Source organism: Nonomuraea sp. NPDC001699 (assembly GCF_053596455.1).
In genome coordinates, this window is sequence record NZ_JBSFGF010000027.1 from 91,780 (window position 1) to 104,499 (window position 12,720).

The 12,720-nt window shown below is 70.3% G+C and carries 11 protein-coding genes; 2 read left to right on the forward strand and 9 right to left on the reverse strand.

Features of this window, described 5'->3' with window-relative positions; translation table 11 throughout:
- Positions 1 to 36: 36 nt before the first annotated feature.
- The gene (gene gap, locus ACWCSU_RS44890) at positions 37 to 1,041 is read right to left on the reverse strand and encodes a type I glyceraldehyde-3-phosphate dehydrogenase (RefSeq protein ID WP_357705737.1); all 1,005 of its coding nucleotides are present in this window, start codon (positions 1,039 to 1,041) and stop codon (positions 37 to 39) included.
- 182 nt (positions 1,042 to 1,223) lie between these two features.
- Between gap and ACWCSU_RS44895 the strand changes: the two genes are divergently transcribed.
- Complete coding sequence (locus ACWCSU_RS44895) at positions 1,224 to 1,880, forward strand: hypothetical protein (RefSeq protein ID WP_364098478.1); 657 nt, start codon at positions 1,224 to 1,226, stop codon at positions 1,878 to 1,880.
- 219 nt (positions 1,881 to 2,099) lie between these two features.
- On the opposite strand, the gene whiA is transcribed toward ACWCSU_RS44895, so the two are convergent.
- The 7 genes from whiA to ACWCSU_RS44930 all read right to left on the reverse strand — a co-directional run bounded on the left by whiA (position 2,100) and on the right by ACWCSU_RS44930 (position 8,574).
- The gene (gene whiA, locus ACWCSU_RS44900; protein ID WP_138714326.1) at positions 2,100 to 3,080 is read right to left on the reverse strand and encodes a DNA-binding protein WhiA; all 981 of its coding nucleotides are present in this window, start codon (positions 3,078 to 3,080) and stop codon (positions 2,100 to 2,102) included.
- Between the two features lie 72 nt (positions 3,081 to 3,152).
- Positions 3,153 to 4,109: a gluconeogenesis factor YvcK family protein gene (locus ACWCSU_RS44905; protein WP_449942549.1), complete on the reverse strand. Its 957-nt coding sequence runs from the start codon at positions 4,107 to 4,109 to the stop codon at positions 3,153 to 3,155.
- A gap of 11 nt (positions 4,110 to 4,120) precedes the next feature.
- Positions 4,121 to 4,987 carry an RNase adapter RapZ gene (gene rapZ / locus ACWCSU_RS44910; RefSeq protein ID WP_357705735.1) on the reverse strand — a complete coding sequence of 289 codons (867 nt, stop codon included), beginning with the start codon at positions 4,985 to 4,987 and terminating at the stop codon, positions 4,121 to 4,123.
- A 44-nt stretch (positions 4,988 to 5,031) separates the two neighbouring features.
- The gene (gene uvrC, locus ACWCSU_RS44915) at positions 5,032 to 6,960 is read right to left on the reverse strand and encodes an excinuclease ABC subunit UvrC (RefSeq protein WP_449942537.1); all 1,929 of its coding nucleotides are present in this window, start codon (positions 6,958 to 6,960) and stop codon (positions 5,032 to 5,034) included.
- A 95-nt stretch (positions 6,961 to 7,055) separates the two neighbouring features.
- Positions 7,056 to 7,538: a Rieske 2Fe-2S domain-containing protein gene (locus ACWCSU_RS44920; protein ID WP_449942538.1), complete on the reverse strand. Its 483-nt coding sequence runs from the start codon at positions 7,536 to 7,538 to the stop codon at positions 7,056 to 7,058.
- Between the two features lie 46 nt (positions 7,539 to 7,584).
- The gene (locus tag ACWCSU_RS44925; RefSeq protein WP_364098484.1) at positions 7,585 to 8,040 is read right to left on the reverse strand and encodes a Rieske (2Fe-2S) protein; all 456 of its coding nucleotides are present in this window, start codon (positions 8,038 to 8,040) and stop codon (positions 7,585 to 7,587) included.
- 117 nt (positions 8,041 to 8,157) lie between these two features.
- Positions 8,158 to 8,574: a Rieske (2Fe-2S) protein gene (locus tag ACWCSU_RS44930; protein WP_364098487.1), complete on the reverse strand. Its 417-nt coding sequence runs from the start codon at positions 8,572 to 8,574 to the stop codon at positions 8,158 to 8,160.
- A 220-nt stretch (positions 8,575 to 8,794) separates the two neighbouring features.
- Between ACWCSU_RS44930 and ACWCSU_RS44935 the strand changes: the two genes are divergently transcribed.
- On the forward strand, positions 8,795 to 9,511 hold the full coding sequence (locus tag ACWCSU_RS44935) for a DUF2306 domain-containing protein (protein ID WP_449942539.1): 717 nt from the start codon (positions 8,795 to 8,797) through the stop codon (positions 9,509 to 9,511).
- A gap of 156 nt (positions 9,512 to 9,667) precedes the next feature.
- Here the strand turns inward: ACWCSU_RS44935 and uvrA are convergent, their stop codons facing one another.
- Positions 9,668 to 12,508, reverse strand: coding sequence for an excinuclease ABC subunit UvrA (uvrA, locus tag ACWCSU_RS44940; protein WP_357705730.1), 2,841 nt, complete (start codon positions 12,506 to 12,508; stop codon positions 9,668 to 9,670).
- Positions 12,509 to 12,720: the final 212 nt, after the last annotated feature.

A 12,720-nucleotide genomic window follows, 5' to 3' on the forward strand; every position in this document is an offset into this window, starting at 1 on the left:
CTCATGCTCCTGTTCCCGCAGTGGCCTCGACCATGCTCACAGGCCGCGGCCGACCAGCTCGATCAGGTCGGCGAGGCGGTTGGAGTAGCCCCACTCGTTGTCGTACCAGCCGACGACCTTGACCTGGTTGCCGATGACCTTGGTGAGGCCGGCGTCGAAGATGCAGGAGTGGGGGTCGGTGACGATGTCGGAGGAGACGATCTCGTCCTCGGTGTAGCTGAGGATGCCCTTGAGCGGGCCCTCGGCGGCGGCCTTGATCGCGGCGTTGACCTCCTCGACGGTGACCTCGCGGCTGACGTCGACGGTGAGGTCGGTGGCCGAGCCGGTGGGGATCGGCACGCGCATGGCGAAGCCGTCGAGCTTGCCCTTGAGCTCGGGCAGCACCAGGCCGATGGCCTTGGCGGCGCCGGTGGAGGTGGGCACCACGTTGAGGGCGGCGGCGCGGGCGCGGCGCAGGTCCTTGTGCGGGCCGTCCTGCAGGTTCTGGTCCTGCGTGTAGGCGTGGATGGTGGTCATCAGACCCTTCTCGATGGTGAAGGTGTCGTGGATGACCTTGGCCATCGGGGCCAGGCAGTTGGTGGTGCAGGACGCGTTGGAGATGATCGTGTGGCTGGCCGGGTCGTAGGAGCCCTCGTTGACGCCCATCACGATGGTGACGTCTTCGTTCTTGGCCGGCGCGGAGATGATGACCTTCTTGGCGCCGTTGTCGGCGTGCACCCTCGCCTTGGAGGCGTCGGTGAACAGGCCGGTCGACTCGACCACGACGTCGACGCCGAGGTCGCCCCACGGCAGCTTGGCCGGGTCGCGCTCCGCGAACGCCTTGATCGCCTTGCCGTCGACGGTGATCTCGTCGCTGGAGGCCTTCACCTCGTACGGCAGGCGGCCCAGGATGCTGTCGTACTTCAGCAGGTGGGCGAGCGTCGCGTTGTCGGTCAGGTCGTTGACCGCGACGATCTCGATGTCCTTGCCGCTGGCGGCGACCGCGCGCCAGAAGTTGCGACCGATGCGGCCGAAGCCGTTGACGCCTACGCGGATGCTCACGGAAACCGATCTCCTCGAACAGATGGCGGTTGAATCTCAACCACGAACACTATCGGACCCAAATTGGTTTAGACCACTGCAGGTACCGCCCTGCGTATCCCCGTTCAGGCGGCGTAATTTGCGAGCTTCGAGTAAAGTGCCCGACTCGTCGGAGTAAATTCGTGCATTCTCTGGGGGCTGAGATGTCACATGAGCGGTCCGGCCTGCTTCCTGGACTGATCGCGGGGCTGGTCGCCGCGCTCGTCTGCGCGGCGGCACTGGGGTTCGCGGTGCTCTTCCAGGACCGGCTGCCCAAGGCCGTGGCCACGCTGGGCAACGGCCACGCCTTGTCGGTGACGCTGTCGCTCCTGATCGCGCTGCTGGTCGCCCTGGCCGTGGGCGCGGCCCGCCCGCGCAACCGGGCGCTGCCGGTGGTGGCCGCCCTGTACGCCGCGGCGGCGGTCGCCGGAGGGCAGATCTCGGGCGCGTCCATCATGATCGGCGCCGCGCGGCGCACGCCCGCGTCCGGCACGTCCTCCTCCCCCCGGCTCGGTGACGTCACGGCGGCCAACGCCGGCGAGGGACTGCCCCACGCCCTGGCGGTCTACCGCGAGCCGCTCGGGCAGACGTGGCAGATGTGGCTGTACATCGCGGTGGCCGCCGTGGCCGCGCTCCTGCTGGTCACGCTGCGCGTCTTCCGCGTACGCCGCGCCGACCGGGCCGCCCTGGCCCAGCAGGCGGCCGAGGCGGCCGACGAGCCCGGACAGGAGTACCGGGCGCCGTTCGAGCCGGCCCAGTCGCCCGCCCAGCAGGCCGCGCCCGCGGACCTGTTCACGCCGCGCAAGCCCGCCAAGGACTGAACGGCCCTCGCCGGGCCGGCGCACCTCCACGGAGGTGGCCCACAGGGCGCTCCGTCACGGCGAGCGGCCCGTGAGCCCTCACGACCGGCCATGACGGGCGGCCACGGACGTCGGCGCGTGCGGCCACCGAGCAGGCCACCGAGCAGGCCACTGTGCGGAGCCGTACGGGATGGGGGTCTCCCGGACGACGCCGCACGCGCCCGCACGGCGACGAACCCGCTACGGCGCCAGCATGTCGACGGTGAGATTGGCCTCGGTGTTGGGGATGCCCAGGTCGGAGGCGCGCTTGTCGGCCATCGCCAGCAGCCGCCTGATGCGCCCGGCGATGGCGTCCTTCGTCAGCGGCGGGTCGGCGATCTGCCCGAGCTCCTCCAGCGACGCCTGCTTGTGCTCCACCCGCAGCCTCCCGGCCACCACCAGATGGTCGGGCGCCTCCTCACCGAGGATCTCCAGCGCCCGCTGCACCCGCGCGCCCGCCGCGACGGCCGCCCGCGCCGAGCGCCGCAGGTTGGCGTCGTCGAAGTTGGCCAGCCTGTTGGCGGTCGCGCGCACCTCGCGGCGCATCCGGCGCTCCTCCCAGGCCAGCACGCTGTCGTGCGCGCCCAGCCGGGTGAGCAGCGCGCTGATCGCGTCGCCGTCGCGGACCACGACACGGTCGACGCCGCGCACCTCCCGGGCCTTGGCGTGGATCTTCAGCCGCCGGGCCGAGCCCACCAGCGCCAGCGCCGCCTCCGGCCCCGGGCAGGTGACCTCCAGGGACATCGAACGCCCCGGCTCGGTCAGCGAGCCGTGCGCCAGGAAGGCGCCCCGCCAGGCCGCTTCGGCGTCGCAGGCCGCGCCCGCCACGACCTGCCGGGGCAGGCCGCGCACCGGACGGCCGTGGTTGTCGATCAGGCCCGTCTGCCGGGCCAGCGCCTCACCGTCGCGGTAGACGCGCACCACGTAGCGCGAGCCCTTGCGCAGCCCGGCCGGCGCGAGCACCAGCACCTCGGCCTTGTGACCGAACACCTCTCCGATGTCCTTGATCAGCCGCCGCGCGGTGGCGTTGGTGTCGAGCTCGGCCTCGATCACGATGCGGCCGCCCACCAGGTGCAGGCCGCTGGCGAACCGCAGCAGCGTCGAAACCTCCGCCTTGCGGCAGCACGGTTTCAGCACCGGCAGGCGGCTCAGTTCGTCCTTCACCACACCTGTCATCGCCATAAGCGTTAGTCCTTCCCCCATTCAGACCGGCTCTCGCCAGTCTCTCGCACCTTCGCGCCACGCCGACCAGGATCAACGCTTCTGGAGGAAAATCTCGTCCAGGACGGAGGCAAGACGTCGTGCGTCATGCCGGGGCGAGCCGTCGGCCGCGGCCACGTCGGCCAGGACGAGGCGGGCGCCGAGCGCCGCCGCGGCCTTGTCGAGCGCGTCGAGGTCGTCGACCACGCCGGTGTCGGCGAGCACGATGTCGAAGGCCAGGTCGGGGGCGTGCTGGCGGAGCACTTCCAGGTGCTGCTGGGGGGAGAAGTCGTCGGTCTCGCCCGGCTGGGGGGCCAGGTTGAGCGTGACGAGCCGTTTGGCCCTGCTCTCGTGCAGCGCGCGGGCCAGCTCGGGGACCTTCAGGTGCGGCAGCACGCTGGTGAACCACGAACCCGGCCCGAACACCAGCCAGTCGGCCTCGTGCACCGCGGCGACCGCCTCCGGACGCGCGGGCGGGTCTTCGGGCACCAGGGAGATGGCCTGCACCCGGCCCGGCGTGAGCGCGCAGGCGACCTGGCCGCGCACGGTCGAGGTGACGCCGTCGAGCTCGACCTCGGCCACGATGTCGAGGGGCACCGAGGCCATCGGCAGCACCCTGCCATGCGCGCCGAGCAGCCGCCCGACCCAGTCGAGGCCGGCCACCGGGTCGCCGAGCAGCTCCCACAGCGCCACGATCAGCAGGTTGCCGACCGCGTGCCCGTGAAGCTCGCCCTCGCTGCGGAACCGGTGCTGGACGACCTCGCTCCAGGTGATGCCCCACTCGTCGTCGCCGCACAGCGCGGCCAGCGCCATGCGCAGGTCGCCGGGCGGCAGCACGCCGAGCTCGCGGCGCAGCCGTCCGCTGGAGCCGCCGTCGTCGGCCACGGTCACCACCGCGGTCAGGCGGTCGGTCACGACCCGTAAGGCCGACAGCGAGGCGTACAGCCCGTGGCCGCCGCCCAGGGCCACCACGCGGGGGCCGTTCAGCGGATGGGGCAGGGACGTCTCCATACGTTCATGGGTCACTCCCGGCCCACATCCCGGTGGCTGACCTGGACCTCCATGCCGCGGTCACGCAGACGCGCGGCGACCTGCTCGGCCATGGCCACGCTGCGGTGCTTGCCGCCCGTGCAGCCCACGGCCAGGGTCGCGTAGCTCTTGCCCTCGCGGGCGTAGCCGGTGGCCACGACCTGCAGGACCTCCTCGTAGGCGTCGAGGAACTCCTTGGCGCCCGGCTGGCCGAGCACGTAGTCGCTGACCGGCGCGTCAAGGCCGTTCATCGGCCGCAGCTCGGGCACCCAGTGCGGGTTGGGCAGGAACCGGCAGTCGACGACGAGGTCGGCGTCGACCGGCAGCCCGTACTTGAACCCGAAGGAGACGACGTTGAGCCGCAGCCCCGGACGGTCCTCCCCGCCGAAGTAGGCGACGATCTTGTTGCGCAGGTCGTGCACGTTGTGGGACGAGGTGTCGATCACCAGGTCGGCGTTGGCCCGCACCTCGCGCAGGATGCCGCGCTCGCGGGTGATGCCGTCGACCAGACGGCCCTCGCCCTGCAGCGGATGGGGCCTGCGGACGTTCTCGAACCTGCGCACCAGCTCCTCGTCGCTGGCCTCGAGGAAGACGACCCGCACGCGTACGCCGCGGCCCTCCAGTTCCTCGATGGCCGCGTTGAGGTCGGTGGTGAAGGCCAGGCTGCGCACGTCGACGACCGCGGCCACCTTGTCGGCGGCCAGCTTGACCTTGCCCGCCTCCTCCGCCATCGCGAACAGCAGCCCCGGCGGCAGGTTGTCGATGACGAACCAGCCCAGGTCTTCCAGCGCCTTGGCGGCCGTGCTGCGCCCCGCCCCGGACATGCCGGTGACGATGACGAACGCCGGCTCGGTGCTCATGGCCTCACTCCGTTCGCCGACACCCTGCGCTCCCTCGCGGGTGTTCACGATGTATCTCCCTTCAGCGTCGACACGATGACCTCCGCGAGGGCCGGCCCGATGCCGGGAACCTCGCAGATCTCGGCCGCGCTGGCCTCGCGTAGCTTCTTGACGGAGCCGAAGTGCTTGAGCAACGCCTGCCTGCGCGCCGGCCCGAGGCCGGGCACGCCGTCGAGCGCGCTCTCCTTCACCGACTTGGACCTCTTGGAACGATGGTAGGTGATGGCGAACCTGTGTGCTTCGTCGCGCACGCGTTGCAGCAGGTAGAGACCCTCACTTGAACGAGGCATGATCACTGGCTGGTCGTCGCCGGGCAGCCACACCTCCTCCAGCCGCTTGGCCAGGCCGCACACCGCGACGTCGTCGATGCCGAGCTCGTCGAGCGCCCGCTGCGCGGCGGCCGCCTGGGGGCCGGCGCCGTCGACGACGACCAGGTTGGGCGGATAGGCGAACTTGCGCGGTCTGCCCGTCTCGGGGTCGATGGGACCGTGGCCGTCGTCGTCCTCCGCGGCCAGCTCGCCGGTGGCCGAACGCTCCTCCAGGTAACGCCGGAACCGCCGCATGATCACCTCGTAGATCGAGGCGACGTCGCCCTCCTTGGTCCTGACCGCGAAGCGCCGGTACTCGCTCTTGCGCGCCAGGCCGTCCTCGAAGACCACCATGGACGCCACGACGTTCTCGCCCTGGAGATGGGAGACGTCGTAGCACTCGACGCGCAGCGGCGCCTGTTCGAGGTCGAGCGCGTCGGCGATCTCCTGCAGCGCCTTGCTGCGCGTGGTCAGGTCGCCCGCCCGGCGGATCTTGTGCTGGGCCAGCGACTCCTTGGCGTTGCGCTCGACGGTCTCCATCAGCGCCTTCTTGTCGCCGCGCTGCGGGACGCGCACCTCGACCCGGGCCCGGCGCTGCTCGGTCAGCAGCTCGGCGACCGCCTCGGCGTCGGGCGGCAGCGCGGGCACGAGCACCTCGCGCGGCATCGACTCGGGGCCGGCCTCGCCGTACATCTGCAGCAGGAACTGCTCGACCAGCTCGCCGGGCGAGGACTCCTCGACCTTGTCGACCACCCAGCCCCGCTGCCCGCGAATGCGGCCCCCGCGCACGTAGAACACCTGGACGGCGGCCTCCAGCGGATCCTCGGCCAGCGCGATGACGTCGGCGTCGGTGGCCTCGCCGAGCACCACGGCCTGCTTCTCCAGCGCGCGCTGCAACGCCTGGATGTCGTCACGCAGCCGGGCCGCCCGCTCGTACTCCTGCTCGCCGGCGGCCTCGCGCATGTCCTTCTCAAGGCGCCTGATGAAGCGGGTGGTGTTGCCCGCCATGAAGTCGCAGAAGTCTTCGGCCAGCTCGCGGTGCTCCTGCGGGGTCACCCGCCCCACGCACGGCGCAGAGCACTTGTCGATGTAGCCCAGCAGGCAGGGACGCCCGATCTGCCCGGCCCGCTTGAACACCCCCGCGCTGCACGTGCGCACCGGGAAGACGCGCAGCAGCAGGTCGACGGTCTCGCGGATGGCCCAGGCGTGCGAGTAGGGGCCGAAATACCGCGTGCCCTTGCGCTTGGCCCCCCGCATGACCTGGACGCGCGGGAAGTCCTCCCCCAGCGTGACGGCGAGGTAGGGGTAGGACTTGTCGTCGCGGTACTTGACGTTGAAGCGCGGGTCGAACTCCTTGATCCAGGAGTATTCGAGCTGCAGCGCCTCGACCTCGGTGCCGACGACGGTCCAGTCGACGTCGGCGGCCGTGGTGAGCATCGACTGGGTGCGCGGATGCAGCGCGGAGAAGTCGGTGAAGTAGGAGTTGAGCCGCTGCCGCAGGCTCTTGGCCTTGCCGACGTAGATCACCCGGCCGTGCGCGTCCCTGAACCGGTAGACCCCCGGCGACTCGGGGATCGAACCTGGTCTGGGCCGGAAACTCAAGGGGCTGCCCGCTGCTCTCGCCACGGTCAAAGACTAGTAGGCGCCACCGACAAGGTGACCCGCCGAGCCTTCGGACGGCTCGACAGGGCTCACCTTCTCCTCTGACCAGACTCCTCTGATCAGGCCAGGGTGATCTGGTCGCCCTCGACCTTGATCTGCTGCGCGGCCAGCGGCTTGTCGGCCGGCCCGTCGGTGACCGAGCCGTCGGCGATGTTGAACTTGCTGCCATGGCACGGGCACACGATCGCGCCGTCCGCGACGCTGCCCACGGGGCAGCCCTTGTGCGTGCAGATCGCGCTGAACGCCTTGAACTCGCCCGCCGCCGGCTGCGTCACCACGATCTTCTGGTCCTTGAAGACCGTGCCACCGCCGACGGGGATGTCGGCGGTCTTGGCCAGCGCGCCGCCGGCCTGCGGGGCGCCTGACTGTGTGGTGCCCGGCTGCGTGGCGCCCGGCTGTGCGGCGCTCGACTGGCCGCCCGCGTCGGGGGCGGTGGCCGCCGGCGTCTCGGCGTTCCCGCCGCAGGCGCTGATCGCCAGCGCCAGCCCGCCCGCGCCCACTCCCGCTATCACTGCCCGTCGGCTGCGAAGGTCATCTCCCATGTGTCCCACCCAATCGGAGACAGGTGAGAAATTCATGAGACACGGATTAGGCGAGTCTGATCTTGTCGCCGTCCACGGAGATCTTCTTCTCGGCGAGCGGCGCGCCGGCGGGGCCGTCGGCCACGGAACCGTCCTCGATCTTGAACTTGCTGCCGTGGCAGGGGCAGTTGATGGTCCCGTTCGAGACGCTGGCGACCGTGCAGCCCGCATGGGTGCAGACCGCCGTGAACGCCTTGAACTCCCCTTCGGTCGGCTGCGTCACCACGACCTTCTGGTCCTTGAAGACCGTGCCGCCGCCGACCTGGATGTCGCCGGTGTCGGCCAGCGCCTTGGGCTTCTTCTTCGCCTTCTTCTTGGGCTCGGCGGACGACGGCTCCTCCGTGGCCGGCGCCTCGTTCGCCGCCGCCGTCGGCGAACCGTAGCTCGCGCACGCCGTCAGAACCGCCGCGAGCCCGGCGCCTCCGGCACCGAGCATGACCGTCCGGCGCGTCGTTTCTGTCATGGTGCGTCCTCCCAGGTCTCGGTCTCACTTGCAGGTACGGCCGGCACCCCGGCACCGGTTCAGCCTGCACGAGCCCAATCCCGAAAACCACGCACAATTACCCAGAACGATCCGTCCTCAGACGACGACGATGCCGTCGCCCTCCACCTTGACCTGGTAGACGGTCAGCGGCGCGGTCGCGGGCCCCTTGGTGGCCTTTCCGCTGTCGGCGGCGAACTCGCTGCCGTGGCACGCGCACGTGATGACGTTGTCCTTCGGCGTGCCGACCGTGCATCCCTTGTGCGTGCACACCGCGCTGAACGCCTTGTAGACGCCCTTCGCGGGCTGCGTGATCACGATTCGCCACTCCTCGACGAGCGTGCCGCCGCCGACGGGCACGTCCGCCGTCTTGGCGAGCACCTTGCCCTTGATCGCCGACACCGGCTGCGCCTTGGCGTCGCCCGCGCCGCACCCCGCCAGCGCCAGCCCGCACGCGGCCACCCCCGCCACGCCGAGCATCTCGCGCCGGCCGATTCCGCCGCGATTTTCGGGCATGGCTTCGCCCCGATCCGTAACCGTCATGAATTAGCCGACCCTTCGCGTCTCCGCCGACCCCCAGCAGGTCAAGCCGTTACCCGTGCTTCAACTTTATTGGCCCCACCCCTCGGTCCGACCATCGGGTGACCTCTGCGGCACGCCGTCGCGGCAAGGCAGGGTCAAGGTGCCGTCAGTGGGCGGTGCGCCCGCGGTCAGCGCCGCGCACGAGCCTGTGCGCATGACTCTCACCGACACTCCCGCACCCACGACGTCCGGGCCGCGCTGGTGGCGCCGTCCGTGGGTGGTTCCGCTCGGGGTGGTGGCGATCTCGTTCGTCGCCTTCTCGCTGCCGCCCTACCTGTCGCTGGACCCGAGCCGGTCGCGGGTGCCCGCCCCCGACTTCTTCCCGCCGCACTTCGTGGTGCTCTCCCTGCACGTGATCTTCGGTTCGATCGCGATGATCTCGTGCTGTCTGCAGGTCTGGCCGTGGTTCCGGGCCCGCCACCCGCGCGCCCACCGCATGATCGGCCGTGTGTACGTCTTCGGTGGCTGCCTGCCCGGCGGCGTGCTGGGTCTGGTGGTCAGCCTCGCCACGCCCTTCGGCCCGGTGACCAGGGCCAGCGGGGTGGTGCTGGCCCTGGTGTGGCTGGGCTGCACCCTGGCCGGCTGGCGGATGGCCAGGCAGCGCAGGTTCGTCGATCACCGCAGGTGGATGATCCGCAGCTTCGCCCTGACGATGTCGATCATCACCAACCGCCTGTGGGGCGCGGTGTTCGTCATCTCGCTGTCACCGCAGCTCGACACCACTTTCCACGGCGACCAGGAGCTGCTGGCCGGCACGGTGGGCGCGCTGAGCGCCTGGCTGGGCTGGGTGCTGCCGCTGCTGTTCGCCGAGTGGTGGCTGGAGCGCGGCGACGCCGCCAAGCGCCGCCGCCGCACCCCCGCCACCGCCTGACCGACACAGGCGCCGTCACCCACGAACCACCGCCTGACCGGCAACAGGCGCCGTCACCCCCGACCCATCACCTGACCGACGGCAACCGCCGTCACGCCCGAGCCGCCACCGTCCGGCTCAAGGCGCAACGTCGCCACACCTGGGCCGCCGCCTGCCTCAGAGTGAGAGGATCTTCCTCAGGAAGCGCCCGGTGTGGCTCTCGTTGACCAGCGCCACCTCCTCCGGCGTGCCCGTGGCCACCAGCGTGCCGCCACGGGACCCGCCTTCGGGGCCCATGTCGATGATCCAGTCGGCGGTCTTGATGACGTCGAGGTTGTGCTCGATGACGATCACCGTGTTCCCGCCGTCGACCAGCCGCCCGAGCACGCCGAGCAGCCTGCGGATGTCCTCGAAGTGCAGGCCGGTGGTGGGCTCGTCGAGCACGTAGATCGTCCGCCCGGTCTGGCGGCGCTGCAGCTCGGAGGCGAGCTTGACGCGCTGCGCCTCACCACCGGACAGCGTGGTCGCCGGCTGCCCGAGCCGTACGTAGCCCAGGCCGACGTCGTTGAGCGTCTGCAGGTGCCGCTTGATGGCCGGAATCGCGTCGAAGAAGCCCAGCGCCTCCTCGATCGGCATGTCCAGCACCTCGGCGATCGTCTTGCCCTTGTAGTGGACCTCCAGCGTCTCCCGGTTGTACCGGGCGCCGTGGCATACCTCACAGGGGACGTAGACGTCCGGCAGGAAGTTCATCTCGATCTTGATCGTGCCGTCGCCCGCGCACGCCTCGCAGCGCCCGCCCTTGACGTTGAAGCTGAAGCGCCCCGGCTGGTAGCCGCGCACCTTGGCCTCGGCGGTCTGGGCGAACAGCTTGCGCACGTGGTCGAAGACCCCGGTGTACGTGGCCGGGTTGGAGCGCGGCGTACGGCCGATCGGCGACTGGTCGACGTGCACGACCTTGTCCACCTGGTCCATGCCGTTGATGCGCGAGTGCCGCCCCGGCACCGTGCGGGCGCCGTTGAGCTCCTTGGCCAGCGCGTTGTAGAGGATGTCGTTGACCAGCGTCGACTTGCCCGACCCGGACACCCCGGTCACCGCCGTGAACATGCCCAGCGGGAACTCGATGTCGACGCCCTTGAGGTTGTGCTCGCGGGCGCCCTTGACCGTGATCTGCCGCTTCTTGTCGCGCTTGCGGCGCTTGGCCGGGATCGCGATGCTCCTGCGGCCCGACAGGTACTGGCCGGTCATGGACTCCTCGCTGGCGAGGAGCTCCTGGACGGTGCCGGAGACCACGACCTGGCCACCGTGCTCGCCGGCGCCCGGACCGATGTCGACCACCCAGTCGGCGGCGGCGATGGTGTCCTCGTCGTGCTCGACGACGATCAGCGTGTTGCCCATGTCACGCAGCCTGATCAGCGTGTCGAGCAGGCGCATGTTGTCGCGCTGGTGCAGGCCGATGGACGGCTCGTCCAGCACGTAGAGGACGCCGACCAGCCCGGAGCCGATCTGCGTGGCCAGCCGGATGCGCTGCGCCTCGCCACCGGCGAGGGTGGCCGCGGCGCGGTCCATGGTGAGGTAGTCGAGGCCGACGTCGAGCAGGAAGCCCATGCGGGCGTTGATCTCCTTGACCACCCGCTCGGCGATGTGCATGTCGCGGTCGGACAGCTTCAGCTCCGCCAGGAACTTGGCGCACTCGCCGATCGACATGGCCGCGACGTCGGCGATCGACCTGTCGTCGACCGTGACGGCGAGGGTGACCGGCTTGAGCCTGGCGCCCTTGCAGGCCGGGCACGGGATCTCGCGCATGTAGCCCTCGAAGCGCTCGCGCGTGGCGTCGCTCTCGGCCTCGGCGTGCCGGCGCTGCACCCAGGGGATGACGCCGTCGAAGGTGGTGTAGTAGGAGCGCTGGCGGCCGTAACGGTTGCTGTACCGGACGTGCACCTGCTCGTCGTGGCCGTACAGCAGCGACTTCTGGGCCTTCTTGGGCAGCCGCTCCCACGGCGTGTCGAGGGTGAACCCGACGGTGTGGCCGAGCGCCTCGATCAGCCTGACGAAGTATTCGCTGGTGTGGCCGCCCGACCAGGGGTGCAGCGCGCCGTCGCCGAGCGTGCGCTCGGGGTCGGGCACCACCAGGTCGGGGTCGACCTCCATCTTGGTGCCGAGGCCGGTGCACTCGGGGCAGGCGCCGAAGGGCGAGTTGAAGGAGAACGAGCGCGGCTCCAGCTCCTCGAACGACAGGTCGTCGTAGGGGCAGTAGAGGTGCTCGGAGTAGAAGCGCTCGCGGCCCGGGTCGTCCTCCGGCAGGTCGACGAACTCCAGCGTGATCGTGCCGCCGGACAGCTGCAGCGCGGTCTCGACGGAGTCGGTGAGCCGGCGGCGCGAGGACTCCTTGACCGACAGGCGGTCGACGATGACCTCGATGTCGTGCTTCTCGTACTTCTTCAGCGTCGGCGGCTCCTCCAGCCGCACGACCGTGCCGTCGACCCTGGCCCGCGCGAAGCCCTTGGTCTGCAGCTCGCGGAACAGCTCGGCGTACTCGCCCTTGCGGCCGCGGATGACGGGGGCGAGCACCTGGAAGCGGGTGCCCTCCTCCAGGTCCATGACGCGGTCGACGATCTGCTGCGGCTGCTGCCGGGCGATCGGACGGCCGCAGGTCGGGCAGTGCGGCTTGCCGATGCGCGCCCACAGCAGACGCAGGTAGTCGTAGACCTCGGTGATGGTGCCGACGGTCGAGCGGGGGTTCTTGCTGGTGGCCTTCTGGTCGATGGACACCGCGGGCGACAGGCCCTCGATGAAGTCGACGTCGGGCTTGTCCATCTGGCCGAGGAACTGGCGGGCGTAGGCCGACAAGGATTCGACGTAGCGGCGCTGCCCCTCAGCGAAGATCGTGTCGAAGGCCAGGCTCGACTTGCCGGAGCCGGAGAGGCCGGTGAAGACGATCAGCGAGTCTCGCGGCAGGTCCAGCGAGACGTCCTTGAGGTTGTGTTCTCGTGCACCACGCACGATCAGGCGGTCTGCCACGGCGATCCCGGAGGTCGAAAGGCGGATAGGTCCACGGGGGATGGTAGACGGGGGCACCGACATTTTCGGCGAGCCGATCCCCGGCCCCCGAAAATCCGTCCTTCACAGGTTACGGCCATCTCCCGCGTCGGCAGGAGCCCTTTGCAAGTCAACCACTTGACCTGCTGCTTTATGCCCGACCGCGACACCTGCCCCCTAGATGGGGAAATATC

What these genes read in the sequence shown, in the direction of transcription:
- ACWCSU_RS44895 (WP_364098478.1), top strand. Translation starts at nt 1,224, where the DNA reads ATGTCACATGAGCGGTCCGGCCTGCTTCCTGGACTGATCGCGGGGCTG.
- rapZ (WP_357705735.1), bottom strand. Translation starts at nt 4,987, where the DNA reads ATGAGCACCGAGCCGGCGTTCGTCATCGTCACCGGCATGTCCGGGGCG.
- whiA (WP_138714326.1), bottom strand. Translation starts at nt 3,080, where the DNA reads ATGGCGATGACAGGTGTGGTGAAGGACGAACTGAGCCGCCTGCCGGTG.
- ACWCSU_RS44920 (WP_449942538.1), bottom strand. Translation starts at nt 7,538, where the DNA reads ATGGGAGATGACCTTCGCAGCCGACGGGCAGTGATAGCGGGAGTGGGC.
- ACWCSU_RS44930 (WP_364098487.1), bottom strand. Translation starts at nt 8,574, where the DNA reads ATGCCCGAAAATCGCGGCGGAATCGGCCGGCGCGAGATGCTCGGCGTG.
- ACWCSU_RS44935 (WP_449942539.1), top strand. Translation starts at nt 8,795, where the DNA reads ATGACTCTCACCGACACTCCCGCACCCACGACGTCCGGGCCGCGCTGG.
- ACWCSU_RS44905 (WP_449942549.1), bottom strand. Translation starts at nt 4,109, where the DNA reads ATGGAGACGTCCCTGCCCCATCCGCTGAACGGCCCCCGCGTGGTGGCC.
- ACWCSU_RS44925 (WP_364098484.1), bottom strand. Translation starts at nt 8,040, where the DNA reads ATGACAGAAACGACGCGCCGGACGGTCATGCTCGGTGCCGGAGGCGCC.